The sequence below is a fragment of the Rubrivivax gelatinosus genome (assembly GCF_004340905.1).
Taxonomy (GTDB): Bacteria; Pseudomonadota; Gammaproteobacteria; order Burkholderiales; family Burkholderiaceae_C; genus Rubrivivax; species Rubrivivax gelatinosus.
Genome location: NZ_SLXD01000003.1, coordinates 316,783 through 332,714, shown reverse-complemented (window position 1 = coordinate 332,714; position 15,932 = coordinate 316,783). Strand labels below are relative to the sequence as shown.

Annotated in this window: 16 protein-coding genes; 12 read left to right on the top strand and 4 right to left on the bottom strand. The window is 71.7% G+C overall.

The window, feature by feature from the left end; genetic code table 11:
• Nucleotides 1–59 precede the first annotated feature (59 nt).
• Nucleotides 60–677, bottom strand: coding sequence for a TetR/AcrR family transcriptional regulator (locus tag EV684_RS07080; protein WP_132645586.1), 618 nt, complete (start codon nt 675–677; stop codon nt 60–62).
• A gap of 89 nt (nt 678–766) precedes the next feature.
• On the opposite strand from EV684_RS07080, the gene EV684_RS07075 reads away from it, so the two are divergent.
• The 9 genes from EV684_RS07075 to EV684_RS07035 all read left to right on the top strand — a co-directional run bounded on the left by EV684_RS07075 (nt 767) and on the right by EV684_RS07035 (nt 11,905).
• On the top strand, nt 767–2,263 hold the full coding sequence (locus tag EV684_RS07075; RefSeq protein ID WP_132645584.1) for an efflux transporter outer membrane subunit: 1,497 nt from the start codon (nt 767–769) through the stop codon (nt 2,261–2,263).
• Nucleotides 2,264–2,530: 267 nt separating this feature from the next.
• On the top strand, nt 2,531–3,823 hold the full coding sequence (locus EV684_RS07070; RefSeq protein WP_132645582.1) for an MFS transporter: 1,293 nt from the start codon (nt 2,531–2,533) through the stop codon (nt 3,821–3,823).
• 534 nt (nt 3,824–4,357) lie between these two features.
• Nucleotides 4,358–5,590 carry an MFS transporter gene (locus EV684_RS07065; protein WP_242478366.1) on the top strand — a complete coding sequence of 411 codons (1,233 nt, stop codon included), beginning with the start codon at nt 4,358–4,360 and terminating at the stop codon, nt 5,588–5,590.
• A gap of 25 nt (nt 5,591–5,615) precedes the next feature.
• Nucleotides 5,616–6,089, top strand: a complete 474-nt coding sequence (locus tag EV684_RS07060; RefSeq protein ID WP_043817675.1) for a (2Fe-2S)-binding protein — start codon at nt 5,616–5,618, stop codon at nt 6,087–6,089.
• A 12-nt stretch (nt 6,090–6,101) separates the two neighbouring features.
• Nucleotides 6,102–8,333, top strand: a complete 2,232-nt coding sequence (locus EV684_RS07055) for a xanthine dehydrogenase family protein molybdopterin-binding subunit (protein ID WP_132645580.1) — start codon at nt 6,102–6,104, stop codon at nt 8,331–8,333.
• A gap of 9 nt (nt 8,334–8,342) precedes the next feature.
• Complete coding sequence (locus EV684_RS07050) at nt 8,343–9,377, top strand: XdhC family protein (protein WP_132645578.1); 1,035 nt, start codon at nt 8,343–8,345, stop codon at nt 9,375–9,377.
• 7 nt (nt 9,378–9,384) lie between these two features.
• Entirely contained in the window at nt 9,385–10,056 is a 672-nt protein-coding gene (locus EV684_RS07045) for a nucleotidyltransferase family protein (RefSeq protein WP_165908410.1), read from the top strand.
• Nucleotides 10,053–11,171, top strand: a complete 1,119-nt coding sequence (locus tag EV684_RS07040) for an MBL fold metallo-hydrolase (protein WP_375138632.1) — start codon at nt 10,053–10,055, stop codon at nt 11,169–11,171. The genes EV684_RS07045 and EV684_RS07040 overlap by 4 nt, the downstream gene beginning before the upstream one ends.
• Nucleotides 11,171–11,905 (top strand): SDR family NAD(P)-dependent oxidoreductase, encoded by a 735-nt coding sequence (locus EV684_RS07035; RefSeq protein ID WP_132645574.1) that lies wholly within the window; start codon nt 11,171–11,173, stop codon nt 11,903–11,905. The genes EV684_RS07040 and EV684_RS07035 overlap by 1 nt, the downstream gene beginning before the upstream one ends.
• A 7-nt stretch (nt 11,906–11,912) precedes the next feature.
• Here the strand turns inward: EV684_RS07035 and EV684_RS07030 are convergent, their stop codons facing one another.
• Nucleotides 11,913–12,866, bottom strand: coding sequence for a LysR family transcriptional regulator (locus tag EV684_RS07030; protein ID WP_132645572.1), 954 nt, complete (start codon nt 12,864–12,866; stop codon nt 11,913–11,915).
• A gap of 123 nt (nt 12,867–12,989) precedes the next feature.
• Here EV684_RS07030 and EV684_RS07025 point away from each other — a divergent pair, with 123 nt between their 5' ends.
• From EV684_RS07025 to EV684_RS07015, 3 genes are read left to right on the top strand one after another with little or no spacing between them, the layout of a single operon-like run.
• Nucleotides 12,990–14,147, top strand: coding sequence for an iron-containing alcohol dehydrogenase (locus tag EV684_RS07025; protein WP_132645570.1), 1,158 nt, complete (start codon nt 12,990–12,992; stop codon nt 14,145–14,147).
• The gene (locus EV684_RS07020; protein WP_132645568.1) at nt 14,144–14,389 is read left to right on the top strand and encodes a DUF1330 domain-containing protein; all 246 of its coding nucleotides are present in this window, start codon (nt 14,144–14,146) and stop codon (nt 14,387–14,389) included. Before EV684_RS07025 ends, EV684_RS07020 begins: the two co-directional genes overlap by 4 nt.
• Entirely contained in the window at nt 14,386–14,925 is a 540-nt protein-coding gene (locus EV684_RS07015) for an NAD(P)H-dependent oxidoreductase (protein ID WP_132645566.1), read from the top strand. Before EV684_RS07020 ends, EV684_RS07015 begins: the two co-directional genes overlap by 4 nt.
• A 21-nt stretch (nt 14,926–14,946) precedes the next feature.
• Here EV684_RS07015 and EV684_RS07010 read toward each other — a convergent pair whose 3' ends face one another.
• Together EV684_RS07010 and EV684_RS07005 are read right to left on the bottom strand one after the other, a co-directional pair.
• On the bottom strand, nt 14,947–15,438 hold the full coding sequence (locus EV684_RS07010) for a (R)-mandelonitrile lyase (RefSeq protein WP_132645565.1): 492 nt from the start codon (nt 15,436–15,438) through the stop codon (nt 14,947–14,949).
• 10 nt (nt 15,439–15,448) lie between these two features.
• Nucleotides 15,449–15,886 carry a cyclophilin-like fold protein gene (locus tag EV684_RS07005; RefSeq protein ID WP_081487499.1) on the bottom strand — a complete coding sequence of 146 codons (438 nt, stop codon included), beginning with the start codon at nt 15,884–15,886 and terminating at the stop codon, nt 15,449–15,451.
• Nucleotides 15,887–15,932 lie beyond the last annotated feature (46 nt).

Below are 15,932 nucleotides of genomic sequence, written 5' to 3'. Positions count from 1 at the left end.
AAGACAAGTTCCCATATTCTTTGACTAGTGACCAAGTTCGTCAATAGTCACCATCGCGTTCAGGGTGCCAGACTGCGCAGGATGAGGCTGGACAGCTGGTTGGACGCTTCGGCCGCGTTGTCCAGGTTGTGCTGCAGCTGCAAAGGATTGATGTACGGCCGCATGACCAGGTAGATGGCGTTGGCGGCCTCGTCCAGCGGCGTCTTGCGCTCGAACTCACCGGCCTCCCGGCCCTCGCGAAGGATCTGCAGGATCAGGCCCCGAAGCCGGTCCTGGTAGGCCACCACGGACGGCCAGGACTCCGCCGCCGAGGTCGCGGCGATATCGTAAAGCTGGCGGTCCTGCGAGAAGAGGTAGTTTCCGGCCTCCACCAGCGCCCGGAACATGCGTCGCAGCTTCTCGGACGCCGCCGGCACACCGGCGACCGAAGCCTCCACCGCCGCCAGGATCGTGCCCAGGCGGTTGGCGCAAATCACCTCGCCGATGGCCTGCTTGGAGTCGAAGAACTTGTAGATGTAGGCCTTGGAAAAACCGATGGCATTGGCCAGATCGGACACCGTCGTCTTGACGTAGCCGTAGCGGCCGAAGCACTCGGTCGCAGCCTCGATGATCTGCTCCCGAACTTCGTGATCCGAGGGCCCCCGGAGCTGGGGCGCGGGCATGTGCGCTTTCGTCATGTCGAGAGCTTACCTCGGACCGTGAGCAGCCAATAACCAGTGACCGTTTTGTATTATAGTCACCGCATGCCTGTCGCCAAAGGATTCGCATGCTCTCCCATCGCTTCGCCCCCCTCGTCCTCTGCGCCAGCGTGACCGCCGGGTGCGCGGTCGGCCCGGACTACCAACGCCCCGAGGCCCCGCTGCCCAGCCACTACATGGGTCAGGCCGCGGCCCCGACGACCGAGGCCTCCGCCGGGGCGCTGGCGACTTGGTGGCAGGCTTTCAACGACCCGCTGCTGACACGCTTGATCGACCAGGCCCTGGCGCAGAACCTGGACCTGGCACAGGCGGCCGCCCGGGTCAGCCAGGCCCGCGCCGGGCTGGGCGCCACCGATGCAGCCTTGCGGCCCTGGGGCACGGTCAGCGGCTCCGCGGCGCGGGCCGACCAGTCCATCGAAACCCCTCTGGGCCAGGTTCTCGACGCCACGCCCGGCTACGACCGCTGGGGCACGGCCTACCAGATGGACTTGGGCGCGAGCTGGGAGATCGACGTGTTCGGCGGGCTGCGGCGCGGGCGCGAGGCTGCGCTGGCTGACTACGAGGCCTCCCGGGCCGGCGAGATGGCCACCCGGCTGGCGGTGGCGGCGCAGACGGCGGACACCTACATCCTGATCCGCGGCTTGCAGACACGCCTGGACATCGCCCAGCGACAGGCGAAGACCCAGCAGGATCTGCTGTCCAAGGTGAGCCTGCTGCATGCCAAAGGCCTGGCGGCCACCTACCAGGTGCGGCAGACGCAAGCGGCACTGGCGGCAGTGCAGGCCAGCATTCCGGTGCTCAGGACCGGCCTGGATGCCGCGATGAATGCGCTGGATGTGATGCTGGGCGTACCGCCGGGCACGAACCGCCCCGCGCTGGAAACGCCGGCACCGATTCCGGCGACGCCGACGATTGCCAGCATGGGTTCGCCGGCCGACCTTCTGCAGCGCCGCCCCGACCTCATCGTGGCCGAACGTCGACTGGTGGCGACCAACGCCCGCATCGGCGAGGCGATTGCCGAGTACTACCCCAAGTTCTCGTTGACCGGCCTGATCGGCAGCGCCACCGCGGTATCCGGAGGCAATCTCTTCACGAGCGGTGCGAGCGAGGCCGCCGCCGTGGTCGGGTTGCGGTGGCGCCTGTTCGACTTCGGACGCATCAACGCACAGATCGACCTCGCCAAGGGGCAGGACGCCGAAGCCCTGGCCGCCTACCGCCGTACCGTGCTGCGCGCCACCGAGGACGTCGAAAACGCCTTCTCGGCCCTGGTGAACCGGAACGAACAGGCCGCCACGCTGCGCCAGGGCGAAGCCTCGCTGTCGCAGGCTCGGCAATCGTCTTTCGCGGCCTACAGCCGCGGCGCCGCGAGCTTGATCGACGTGCTGCAGGCCGACGATTCGCTGTTACGCGCCTCGGATGCCCGGGCCCAGGCCCAGATCGAGTCGGCGCGCGCCGCCGTCGGAGCCTTCCGGTCTCTGGGCGGAGGGTGGCAAGCGCCGTCGACAACCACGTCGGGGAGCCAGCCGCAGCCGGCTTCGGAGCGTGACATCCATGCCGCAAGCTAGCAGCCCGCTGGCGAACCGATCGCCGGCACGCCTCAGCCTCTCGAGACGGCCGCCGCGACGTCATCGGGTACGCCGTGGGGGCGCCGCCACGACAAGCGTCGCCGCGGACCTCGCATCGGCGGAGTGCTGCCTGGGGGCACAGAACGCCCTGCACGCCGTCGCGCAACGCCGCGAACGCGCGCGCGAAAGCGGCGCTCAACGCCTCGCCTTGGCGTCCGGCTTCGCCGGCGAACGTGACGATCGACCGGCCAGCGAAAGGAGCAGAGCATGATCGCAGAGCGACTCGCGGCACGCCTGCGACGACGTGGCATTCACTACGCCTGGGTGGTCGCGGCGGTCACTTTCGCGGCCATGCTCACCACCTCGGCCGCGCTGGGCCTGCCGGGTGCGCTGATGCAGCCGCTGTCGCGCGAGTTCGGCTGGAGCGCCACCGAACTCTCGTCGATCTTCGCAACGCGCTTTGCCCTGTTCGGGCTGCTTGGGCCGTTCGCCGGCGCCGTGCTGCTTCGTCATGGGTTGTCCCGGGTCATGGCCTTCGCGGCGGCCGTGATCGGCTCGTCGCTGGTACTCGGCATCTTCATGCGCGACCTGACCCAGGCCTTCGTCCTGTGGGGGGTGGTGCTGGGCTTCGGCACCGGGTTGACGGCCATGGTGTTGGGGGCCACGGTCGCGAATCGCTGGTTCGTGCAGCGCAGGGGGCTCGTGCTCGGCCTGCTGGCCGGCAGCACGGCCACCGGCCAGTTGCTGTTCCTGCCGCTGGCGACGTGGCTGATAGACCAGCATGGCTGGCGCTGGGCGCTGGTTCCCGTGGTCGCGGCCACCGCGGTGGTGGTCGTGCTCGTCCTGACCTTCATGCGCGACAAGCCGGCCGACCTGGGACTGAAGCCCTACGGTGCCGATGCGCAGACCGTTGCCGCAGCAGCGGCGCCGATCGCGGACTGGCGTCTGCCGTTCCGCACGCTGTCCGAAGCATCGCGCGTGCCGGCCTTCTGGGTTCTCGCGGCGACGTTCTTCATCTGCGGGCTCAGCACCAACGGTCTGATCCAGACACACTTCATATCGCTGTGCGGCGACCGCGGACTCGGCCCCGTGCCGGCAGCCTCGGTGCTGTCGATGATGGGTGTGTTCGACTTGGTGGGGACCACGGTCTCGGGCTATCTGTCCGACCGCTTTGACAGCCGAAAGCTGCTGTTCTGGTACTACGGGCTCCGGGGCCTATCGCTGATCTGGTTGCCCTATACCGACTTCACGCTGACCGGCCTGTCGCTGTTCGCCATGTTCTATGGTTTGGACTGGATCGCCACCGTCCCGCCGACGGTCAAGCTATCGGCGCAGCACTTCGGTCCCGAGCGGGCGGCCCTGGTCTTCGGTTGGGTGTTCGCCGCACACCAGCTCGGCGCGGCGACAGCAGCCTTCGGCGGCGGCTGGTCGCGGGCGGTGATGAACTCCTATTCGCCGGCGCTGACGGCCGCCGGGGCAGCGTGCCTGCTGGCTGCGGGAGCGATCCTGCTGATGCGCAGCCATCACTCCGCAATCGCACCTCACCCGGCACGCCCGTGAACCCGGGGCCGGAGCTGACTCCGACGACAGTCTGCCCGGCCCCCACGCCGTGAGTGCGATGCGAATCGCCCCGCTGCTCAGCGGCACCGGCCGCAGACCGGGAAGTCCTTGGGCCACAAGGAGTTGGATGGTCGGGGTGACACGATTCGAACGTGCGCCACACTGCTCCCAGAGCAGTGGAGAGATACTTTTGAATCAACGGCTTAGCGCGGCCTCTGCTAACTGCAGCCGCCCCGAAGTACCCGCTTGGCCCCCCTGGAAGGTCGGAGGCGTTAGCAGGTCGGCTGAGAAGTGCGGAGGATGACCTACATCCGAACCAGTTGGGCCAACCCTGGGTGTTCACGGACGGTTAGAGCATCCGGACGTCTGGGTGCATCCGGTGGCGGCACCCCGCACGACTCTCCCCGCACGCGGCCCTCTGTATGCCGGCCGGCTCTCACTGTATGCCGACGGGCTCTCAATTAGTGAATGAGGCTCATAAGTCCGTTCAGGCCGAGACATGCCAACGCGCCAGAGGGTTCCTAGCATGCCGCGATGATGAAGTCTCTGCCCCTGGCGACGCCGCCATCCTCCAACTGGAGCGCGGTGGGATCGATGTCGATGTGCGTCGCCCTGCTGATCGCCTCGGAGTTCATGCCGGTGAGCCTCCTGACGCCGATTGCGCACGATCTCGGCGCCACCGAAGGTCTGGCCGGCCAGGCGATCTCGGTCTCCGGCTGCGTCGCCGTTCTCACCAGCCTGCTGATCACCGGCGTGGCCGGCTCCTTCGACCGGCGCCGGCTGCTGTGCGCGCTCACGGCGACGATGCTGCTATCTCTCGTGCTGATCGCGCTGGCGCCGAACTTCGGCTTGCTGATGCTGGCGCGCGCGCTGTTGGGCGTCACGATCGGCGGCTTCTGGTCGCTGTCAACGGCTACATTGGTGCAGTTGGTACCGGCCGAGTCGATGCCCCGCGCGCTCAGCGTCCTGTACCTGGGCAATGCCGCCGCGACGGCATTCGCGGCCCCGATCGGCAGCTTCGCCGGCGCGCTGGTGGGCTGGCGCGGTGTGTTCTGGGGGCTGGTGCCGCTGGCCGCCGCCGCGCTGCTCTGGCAGTGGCGAGCGCTGCCGTCGGCGGCCACTCGCCAGTCGCAAGCGCAAGCACAAGCGCAAGGGCAGGTGCTGTCGCTGCTGCGCCGCGCGCCAGTGCGGCGCGCGGTGGCGGGGGTGATGCTCGCCTTCGGCGGCGCGTTCACCGCCTTCACCTACTTCCGACCCTTCCTGGAGCGCCACGGGCACGCCGATGCGGCACAGCTGTCATTGCTGCTGCTGGCGCTCGGCGTGGCCGGCTTCCCCGGCACCTGGGCGGCTGGCGCCCAGGTCCAGCGTCACGGCGAGGCGCTGCTGCGGCTGCTCCCTCTGGCGTTGGGGCTGGTGACGCTGGCCCTGCCGTGGGTCGGCGCCGCGCACTGGGCGCTGGCGCTGCTGCTGTTTGCGTGGGGGCTGCTCAATGCAGCGCTGCCGGTCGCCTGGTTCCACTGGCTCACTCATGGCATTGCCGACGCGCCCGAGGCAGGAGGCGGGCTGATGGTGGCCGCGATCCAGCTGTCCATCCTGCTCGGTGCCGGCGTCGGCGGCCTGTTGCTGGACCACGTCGGCGTCACGGCCCCGCTGTTCGGCGGTGCGGCCCTCCTGGCCGCGGCGGCCGTGTCGCTCGGCGATGGTCGCCGACTGCGCGGTGCCTGCCTGCCCTCTACCCGCTGCGCGGCCGAGCCGCCGGCCCCCTGACTCCGCTGCCGAGGAACCCCCTGCCATGCCCCGATTGAACATCAACGGCCGCGACCTGACGGTCGACGTCGACCCCGAGACTCCCATCCTCTGGGCGCTGCGCGACACACTGGGCCTGACCGGCACCAAGTTCGGATGCGGCGCCGGCCTGTGCGGCGCCTGCACCGTGCATCTGGACGGCCAGGCGGTGCGCTCGTGCATCACGCCGGTCTCGGCCGCCCAGGGCCGGCGCATCACGACGGTCGAGCAGGTCACGGCATCGGAGGACCGCGTCGGCACCGCCGTGCACGAAGCCTGGGTGCGCCACGACGTCGCCCAGTGCGGCTACTGCCAGAGCGGGCAGATCATGACGGCGACCGCCTTCCTGAAGTCGCTGCCCGCCGGGCAGCAACCCACGGCCGCCGAGATCGACGCCGCGATGGCCGGCAACCTGTGCCGCTGCGGCACCTACGCCCGCATCCGCGCTGCCGTCGCCGACGCCGCGCGCGCCCTCGCCTGACCGGAGCCCCGCATGGCCATCCCCGTTTCGCAAAACGAGCTGCCGCCCGTGCTGCAGCGCCTGCTGGCCGAGCCGCTGGCCGCCGAGCCGATGCCGCGCCGCCGCTTCCTCAAGCTGGCCGGCGCGGTCGGCCTGGCGCTCGGCGCCTACCCGCTCGCCGCCGAGGCGAAGGACGAAGCGGTGCCCGCGCCGCTGGCGCCGACGCAGCAGCCCGCGGCCTTCGTCGAGATCGCGCCCGACGGTCTCGTCACGGTGACCGTCAACCGGCTGGAGTTCGGCCAGGGCGTGCAGACGGCTCTGCCGCTGATCCTGGCCGAGGAGCTGGATGCCGACTGGAGCCGCGTCCGGAGCCGGCTGGCCGGCGTCGCCGCGGCCTACGCCGACCCGATGCGCGGCATGCAGCTGACGGGCGGCTCGGCCAGCATCCGCACCAGCTGGCTGCAGTACCGCGAACTCGGTGCCCGCGCGCGTGCGATGCTGGTCGAGGCCGCCGCACGGCGCTGGCAGTTGCCCGCCGGGCGCCTGTCCACGCGCGAGGGCCGCGTCTTCGGTCCCGGCGGTCGCGAAGCCGGCTACGGCGAGCTGGCCGAGGCGGCGATGGCCCTGCCGGTGCCGGCCCGCGTCACGCTGAAGGAACCCCGGGACTTCCGCCTGATCGGGCAGCCGACGACCCGGCTCGACGCGCGCGCCAAGAGCAGCGGCCGCCAGTCCTTCGGCATCGACGTGCAGCTGCCCGGCCTGCTGACGGCCGTCATCGCCAGGCCACCGGTCTTCGGCGGACGGCTGCGCTTGGTCGACGAGCGGGAGGCGCGTGCCGTGCGCGGCGTGCGCGCCGTGCTGCGCGTGCCACTGGACCTGGGCGGCGAAGGCGTGGCCGTCGTCGCCGATGGCAGCTTCCAGGCGCGCCGCGGCCGCGACGCGCTGCGGCTGGAATGGGACCTGGACGGCGTCGAGAAGGTCGACAGCGCACGCCAGCTCGTGCAGTACCGCGAACTGGCCACCCGGCCCGGCCCGCGCAAGTTCGACGCCGACATGGCAGCGCTGGCGCAGGCGCCGCGGCAGTTGGAGGCAGAGTTCGTCTTCCCCTACCTCGCCCATGCGGCGATGGAGCCGCTGAACTGCACCGTGCGCCTGGCCGACGACGGCGCCGAGATCTGGACCGGCTCGCAGATGCCGGGCGTGGACGCCGCCGCGGCGGCCGAGGTGCTGGGGCTGGCGCCGGAGAAGATCCGGCTGGACGTCCAGTCCTCGGGTGGCGGCTTCGGGCGCCGGGCGATGGGCCACCGCGACTACGTCGTCGACGCCTGCCGCGTCGCGCAGGCCATGCGCCGGGCGGGCATCCACGCGCCGGTCAAGCTGCTGTGGACGCGCGAGGACGACATGCGCGGCGGCTTCTACCGCCCGCTGCACCTGCACCGCGCCCGCATCGGTTTCGACGATCGTGGCCGGGTCCTGGCCTGGGACCACGTCATCGTCGCGCAGTCGATCACCGAGGGCACGCTGTTCGGCCGCTACGCGATCCAGAACGGCATCGATTCGACCTGCACCGAGGGCATGCGCGACCCGTATCCGCTGCCGATGCGCCTGACGGTGCACCACCCCAAGGTCAACGTGCCGGTGCACTGGTGGCGCAGCGTCGGCAGCACGCACACCGCGTTCGTGATGGAGAGCCTGATCGACGAGATCGCGCAGCGCACCGGTCAGGACCCGGTGGCCTACCGCCTGGCGCTGATCGGCGCGGAGCACCCGCGCTACCGTGCGGCGCTGGAGCTGGCGGTGCAGCGCAGCGGCTACGGCCGGCGCAAGCTGGCGCCGGGACAGGCCTGGGGCGTGGCGGTGCACGAGTGCTTCGGCACCGTGGTCGCCTACGTCGTCGAAGCCTCGCTGGACGATGGCCGGCCGGTGCTGCACCGCGTGACGGCCGGCGTGCACTGCAACCTCGCGGTCAACCCGCGCGGCATCGAGGCGCAGTTGCAGGGCGCGGCCATCATGGGCCTGTCGACCTGCCTGCCGGGCTCGGCGATCACGCTCGAGGACGGCCGCGTCGTGCAGGGCAACTTCGGCGACTTCACGATCGCGCGCATGCCCGACATCCCGGCCTTCGACGTGCACCTCGTGCCCAGCGCCGAGCCGCCCAGCGGCATGGGCGAGCCCGGGCTGCCACCGCTGGCACCGGCCTTCGCCAACGCGATCGCGCGCCTGGCCGGCCGGCGGCTGCGCAGCCTGCCTTTCGACCTGGGCTGAGCGGCGGCGATGGACGACCTGGACATGCAGGTGCTGCAGGCCGCCGCCGCCTGGCACGCGCTGGGGCGGCCAACGCTGCTGGTCTGCGTGGCGCGCACCTGGGGCTCGTCGCCGCGGCCGCCGGGCTCGCTGATGGCCATCGACGCCCGCGGCGCGACGGTCGGCTCGGTTTCGGGCGGCTGTCTTGAGGACGACCTCATCGAGCAGGTGCGTGCCGGAGGCGTCGAGGCGCTGTGCGCCGCCGCCCGGCCGGCGCTGCGGCGCTACGGCGTGTCGGCCGAGCAGGCGCAGCGCTTCGGCCTGCCCTGCGGCGGCACGGTGGAGCTGGTCCTCGAGCCGGTCTCGGCGCACAGCCGGCTCGACGAGTTGCTGCAGGCCCGGCGAGAGCGGCGGCGCGTCGAGCGCGTACTGCACCTGGACGACGGCCGCGTCGAGCTGCGCGACGCCGCGCATGACGCCGAGCCGCGGCTGGACGTCGACCGGTTCGTGACGGTGCACGGCCCGCGCGCCCGGCTGGTACTGATCGGAGCCGGCGACCTCGCGGCCTTCATGAGTCGCATTGCCGGCGGCCTGGGCTTCGAGGTGCTGGTCTGCGACCCGCGCACCGAGCGCCACGAGGGCCAGGCCTGGCCAGGCGTCGAGCTCAGCACCGAGATGCCCGACGACCTGATCCTGCGCCTGCGCCCCGACCACGGCACCGCCGTCGTCGCGCTGACGCATGATCCCAAGCTCGACGATCTGGCGCTGATCGAGGCGCTGCAGTCGGACGCGTTCTACGTCGGCGCGATCGGCTCGCGGCGCAACAGCGAGCGGCGCCGCGAACGCCTGCGCACGCACTTCGGGCTGGACGACACGCAACTGCAGCGCCTGCGCGGCCCGGCCGGCCTGTACATCGGCAGCCGCACGCCGGCCGAGATCGCGCTGTCGATCATGGCCGAGCTCGTCGCGGCACGAAACGGCGTGGTGCCGGGCGCCGGCCGCGCCGTGGCCGATGGCAAGGCCGCGCACGACTCGGCCCGGCCGGGCGCCGCCTGCGATGCCTGAGACGCCCGTGGATCCGGCCCCGCTGTGCGCCGTCGTGCTCGCCGCCGGCCAGGGCCGCCGGCTGGGCGGCTGCGCCAAGGCGGCGCTGGAGATCGACGGCCGCAGCCTCTTCGACGGCGTGGTGCAGGCGCTGCGCGGTGCCGGCGCGGCCGAGGTCCTCGTCGTCGTCGGCCCCTACCTCGACACCTGGCACACGCTGGCGAGCCGGGTCGGCGCCCTCGTGCTGGAACACCGGCAAAAGGACGCGAGCCGCGCCGAATCGCAACGCCTGGGCCTGCGCGCCGGCCTGGAGCGCCGGCCCGGCCACGACCTGATGTTCTGCGTCGCCGACCTGCCGCTGCTGCACGCCGGCGCCGTGCGGGCTCTGGTGGCGGCCTGGCACCGCCGCGAGCACCACGTCCAGGCTCTGGTGCCCTGGGTCGGCGGGCAGCGTGGCCATCCGGTGCTGCTGTCGGCCGCCGCCGCCGCGAGACTGGACGCCGCCGCCGCGGGTGTCGGCCTGCGCGACTGGCTCGCGGCGAATCCGCAGGCCGTGCAGGCGCTGGCCTGCGAAGACGAGTGCCATGTCGTCGACCTGGATACCGAGCAGGACCTGGAGACCCTGCGCCGTCGCCTGGCCCCGGCCCGGGTGGACTGGCCGGCCGGCACACGGCCTCAGCTCTCCGAGGGCCGACGGTGAAGCTCCTGCGCCGCGCCACGCTGCTGGCGCTGATACTGACGGCCGGGCTGCCTGCCTGCACCCCACCCCCGCCGGACCCGATGCACTCCCTGCCCTCGCGACTTCCTCACGCCGCCGTTCCGGCCAGCACCCCCGACGGCCTGGCCAGCCTGCACCTGACCGTGCAGATGCTGTTCGACAAACCTGCCGGCACCCGGCCCGTCGGGCCGATCGCGGTGCAGCGGCTCACCGCACAGGATCTGGCACGCGCGCCCGACGGCAGCGCCTGGCGCCTGGGGCACTCGACGCTGCTGTTCAAGCTCGACAGCCGCTTCTGGCTCACCGACCCGGTGTTCTCGCGCCGCAGCTCGCCGGTGGACTGGCTGGGGCCGCTGCGCTTCCACGCGCCGCCGATCGCGCTGGACGAGCTGCCGCCGCTGGCGGCGGTGCTGCTGTCGCACGACCACTACGACCATCTCGACGAGCCGACGATCCGCGCGCTGGCCCATCGTGCCGAGGTCTTCGTCGCTCCGCTGGGTGTCGGCGAACTGCTCGTCGACTGGGGCGTGCCGGCGTCCCGGGTGCGCGAGCTGGCCTGGTGGGAACACACCACCGTCGCCGGCCTGCGCCTGACCGCCACACCGGCGCGGCACTTCTCCGGCCGCGGGCTCTTCGACCGCAACCGGCGCCTGTGGTGCTCTTGGGTGATCGAGTCCCCGCAACTCAAGCTCTTCTTCGGCGGCGACTCGGGCTACTTCGACGGCTTTCGCGAGATCGGCGCGCGGCTCGGCCCGTTCGACGTCAGCTTCCTCGAGGCCGGTGCCTACGACCGGCGCTGGCCCGAGGTGCACATGACGCCCGAGCAGACCGTGCAGGCCCACCGGGACCTCGGCGCCCGCCGCCTGGTGCCGATCCACAACGGCACGTTCGACCTCGCCTTCCACCGCTGGGACGAACCGCTGGAACGCGTGAGCCGGGAAGCCCACGCCCGGGGTGTCGAGCTGCTGACACCGCGTTTTGGCGCCCGGCTGGACCTGGTCGCGCCCGAACCGACCGAGGCCTGGTGGCGGTCGCCGGAGGCCGAGGCCGCGGCCCGGCCGGCAGTCGCCAATACCTCCACCGCGCCCGCCGACTGATGGCCCGCATCCTCATCACCGGCTCGGCTGACGGTCTGGGGCGCGCCGCTGCAGCGACGCTGCTCGACCAGGGGCACGAGGTCGTCGTGCACCTGCGCCACCGCGACCGCATGGCCGCGGTGCAGGACCTGCTCGCAGGCCCGGCGCGCCTGGTGATCGGCGACCTCGCCGACGCCGGGCAGACGCACGATCTCGCCGCGCAGGCGAACGCGCTCGGACCGCTGGACGCGGTGATCCACAACGCCGGGGTCTACACCGGGCCGGCGATCGCTCAGGTCAACGTGCTGGCGCCCTATCTGCTGACGGCGCTGATCGCGCCGCCTCGACGCCTGGTCTACCTGAGCAGCGGCCTGCACCGCGACGGTCACGAGTCGGCCGCCGAGGCGCTGGCCGCCGGGCTGCCGATCTCCTACGCCGACAGCAAGCTCTGCATCACCGCGCTCGCCCTGGCACTGGCGCGGCGGTGGCCCCAGGTAGCCAGCCACGCCGTCGACCCCGGATGGGTGCCGACGCGCATGGGCGGCCCGCACGCCACCGACGACCTGCGCGAGGGCCACTGGACGCAGGAATGGCTGGTCACTGCCGACGATCCCGGGGCCCTCGTCGGCGGAGGCTACTGGTACCACCGGCGGCGCCAGGCCCCGCACGCCGCGGCGCGGGACCCCGCGTTCCAGGAACGGCTGCTCGACGCGCTCGCCCAAGCCACCAGTGTCGTGCTGCCGATGGTCGGTTAAGCCGGGTTCAGGCGGCGTAGCCCGCCAGCGCAGGCCCCGGCACGTGCAACTCCTCGCGCTGCGCGAAAGCCTCGAGCAGGTACTCGACCGTCGCCCGCACGCGCGGCGCCAACAGCGCACGGTGCGGGTACTGCAGCGCCATCTCGTAGTCGCCCGGGTGGTGGGTGCCCAGCAACAGCAGCTTCAGCTTGCCGGTGCGCAGGTGCTTCCAGGCGTGGTGCACACCGACCTCCGCGATGCCAGCGGCGGCCACGGCGGCATCGGCCAGCGCCTCGGGAGACGACAGCGTCAGCGCCGCCGCCTCGGTGTCGACCGTGGTGACGCTGCCGTCGGCGGCGCGGAAGTGCCAGGGGGAGACGCGTCCGCCGAGAAAACGCCGCACCAGCAGACGGTGCCGCACCAGGTCCTCCGGCTGGCGCGGCACGCCTGCCTGTGCCAGGTAGGCCGGCGAGGCCACCAGCACCAGGCGCAACCGGCACACAGGGCGCGACACGAGCGACGAGTCGGCGATGCGCCCGCCGCGCAGCGCAAGGTCGTAGCGCTCGCGTACGAGGTCGACGACGCGGTCGTCGTAGTCCACTTCCAGCGAGAGACCCGGATGGCGCGCCAGCAGCCCCGGCAGCAGCGGCGTCAGCTGCTCGCGGCCGAAGCCGGCGCTGGTCGACAGGCGCACGCGGCCAGCCGGTTCGGCGCGCTGTGCGACCACCGTGTCGACGGCGGTGTCCAGCGCCTGCAGGGCGACACGCGCCTGGCGCAGGAAGGCCTCGCCTTCCTCGGTGAGCTTGAGCGTGCGCGTCGTGCGGTTCATCAGCCGCACGCCGAGCGCGCGCTCCAGCCCGGCGACGTTCTTGCTGACCGCCGCCGACGACACGCCCAGCGAGCGGGCTGCGGCCGCGAAGCTGCCGGCATCGGCCGCCTGCACGAAAGACAGGATGGCGCGCACGCGCTGCGATGAGTCCATGGTCCAGAGCGGCGCCTGGCCGCCATTCTCAACACGAGGTTGAGAATGCCACAACCTGATCCGTTCTTCTCGTGATGAATGGCGCTTTCCACAATCCCGCCATTCGCAGACAGAAGGATCGCCATGCTGGACTTCCAGTACCACAACCCCACCCGGATCGTCTTCGGCCGCGGACAGATGGCCGAGCTGGACAAACTCGTGCCCGCCGGCGCGCGCGTGCTCGTGCTCTATGGCGGCCAGAGCGCCGAACGTCACGGCACGCTGGCCGCAGTGCGCAGCGCCCTGGGCTCGCGCTGGCACGCCGAGTTCGGCGGCATCGAGCCGAACCCGCGTTACGAGACGCTGCTGCGCGCCGTCGAGCTGCTCCGCTCGCAGCGGGTCGACTTCCTGCTCGCCGTCGGCGGCGGCTCGGTGATCGACGGCAGCAAGTTCGTTGCCGCCGCCGCGCGGCACGCCGGTGACCCGTGGGCGATCCTCGAGAGCTTCGGCGGCGTGGTGCGCGAGGCGCTGCCGCTGGGCGTCGTGCTGACGCTGCCGGCCACGGGCTCGGAGATGAACCACACCGCCGTCGTGACGCGCGAGTCCACCGGCACCAAGGCCTTCTTCGCTTCGCCCCAGGTCGCGCCGCGCTTCTCGATCCTGGACCCGGAGCTCGGCTACACGCTGCCGCCCCGCCAACTGGCCAACGGCGTCGTCGACGCCTTCACCCACGTCGTCGAGCAATATCTCACCTACCCCGTCGACGCCCGCGTACAGGACCGCTGGGCCGAGGGGCTGCTGCAGACGCTGATCGAGATCGGCCCCGAGGTCGTGCACGGCGAGCCCGATTACGCCTCGCGCGCCAACCTGACCTGGGCGGCGACGATGGCGCTCAACGGGCTGGTCGGCGCCGGCGTGCCGCACGACTGGGCGACGCACATCGTCGGCCACGAACTCACCGCGCGCCACGGCATCGACCACGCCCGCACGCTGGCCATCCTGCTGCCGTCCATGCTGGACCTGCGCCGCGAAGCCAAGCGCGCCAAGCTGTTGCAGTACGCCGAGCGCGTCTGGCAGCTCGCCGACGGCCCCGAGGACGAGCGCATCGACGGGGCCATCGCCCGCACCCGCACCTTCTTCGAATCGCTGGGCGTGCCGACCCGCCTGGCCGACTACGGCATCGGCGCCGACGCGCTGGACGAACTCGTCGAGCGCCTGAACGCCCACGGCTCGACACGGCTGGGTGAGCACGGCGACGTGACGCCCGAGTTCGCGCGCCGGGTCTTCGAGGCCAGCCTGTGAAACCCTACCGCGTTGGCGTGGAGGCAACGCTTCAGGCCTTCGGCGGCGTGCGCCTGGCCTCGGTCCCGGCGCCGCAGGCCGTGGAAGGAGAACCACCGCGCGGCATGGTGGTGCTGCTGCGTTTTCCCAGCCTGGAGGCGGCTCGCGCCTGGCACGCCTCGCCGGCCTACCAGGCCCTGCTGCCGCACCGCCTCGCGAGCTCAAGCAGCCGCCTGCATCTCATCGAAGGACTCCCCGCATGAAGACCCTGGTCATCGTTTCCCATCCCGGCTTCGAGCAGTCGGCCGTCACACGCACGATCAAGCAGGTGGCCGAGTCGCTGCCCGACACCGAGGTGCGGCACCTGGAGGAGCGGTACGGCGACGACGCGGCGCGCTTCGATGTCACGGCCGAACAGGCAGCGCACGACGCCGTGGAACGCATCGTCATCGTGTTCCCGATCCACTGGTTCAATCTGACGCCGATGCTCAAGGCCTACATGAATCGGGTCTGGACCTATGGCTGGGCCTTTGGTCCCGGTGGCACCGCACTGCGCGGCAAGCGTATGCAGGTGGTGGTCAGCGCCGGGGCCGCCGAGGCGACCTACTCCCACCAAGGGCTGATCCGCTCCACGATGGACGAGGTGCTGACGCCGCTGAAGGCCAGCGCGCTGTACATCGGCATGCGCTGGGAGCCACCGCTGGCGTTCTACGGCGTGATGAATGCCGACGCTGCGCGGCTCGCCGGGATCGGCCAGGCCTTTGCGCAGCGCATGGCTGACTGCCTCGAGCCGGCCTGAGGCAGGCAGCGGCCGCGCCGCTCAGGGCGTGGCCGGCGTGTCGACCACCGGCTCGAACCAGACAACGGCCTGGCCGTCCAGCGCTTCGGTGATCGCCAGGTGGGTCATCGCGACGGTCGGCGAGGCGCCGTGCCAGTGCTTGACGCCCGGCGGTATCCAGACGACGTCGCCAGGGCGGATCGTCTCGACCGGCCCGCCGGCGCGCTGGACGCGCCCGAGGCCGGAGGTGACGACGAGCGTCTGGCCCAGCGGATGGGTATGCCAGACGGTGCGCGCACCGGCCTCGAAGCTCACGCTCGCCGCCGATGCGCGCCCCGGCGCCACCGGCAGGTGCAGCATGTCCACGCGCACTCGGCCACTGAAGTTCGCGGGCTCGGCGCCCACCGCGGACGGCGTGCTGCCGACCCGGGTGATGACGAGTTCAGGCTCGCGGGCAACGCAGGCTTCGGGACCCAGGCACGCGGCCGCGGTCAGCAGGGCGGCAGCCACGGCGTTGGAAGAATCGGGTTTCATCGCAAGGTTCTCATGGAAGTCGTTCAATCCGCAGGCGCATCGGCCCGGGCCGACGCAGCGGGGCGAGGTCGCCTTCGAGCCGGCCGAGGCGGATCAAGCCGCGCGCAGGGGCGGCGCCGCGGTGAAACAGCGCCAGGTTGCCCCAGGGCGCGTAGTACGCCAGGTCACCCGCTTGCGGACGTGTGACCTCCGGCGCCCCGGAGGTCGTGAGCTTGCGCGGCAGGTACGCGATCTTCTCGGTCGCGGCGTAGTCCTCGAGGGTCAGTTCCAGCGGCAGTAGCGACACGAAGTCGCTTGCCGAGGGCGACACGTCGAGTGTTGCGGTGAGTACGGCGTCGGTGCCGACCAGCCGCACGCGCTGGGGTGCGGCCTGGGCGGCGGCGTCCAGCGCCACCATCGGCAGCCAAGCCACCGCGGCCGACAGCAGACCGGGAAGAATGCGGGTCATGACGAGTCCGGAAATGCGGCGCCGGACGCCACCGTCCGCTTGCGCA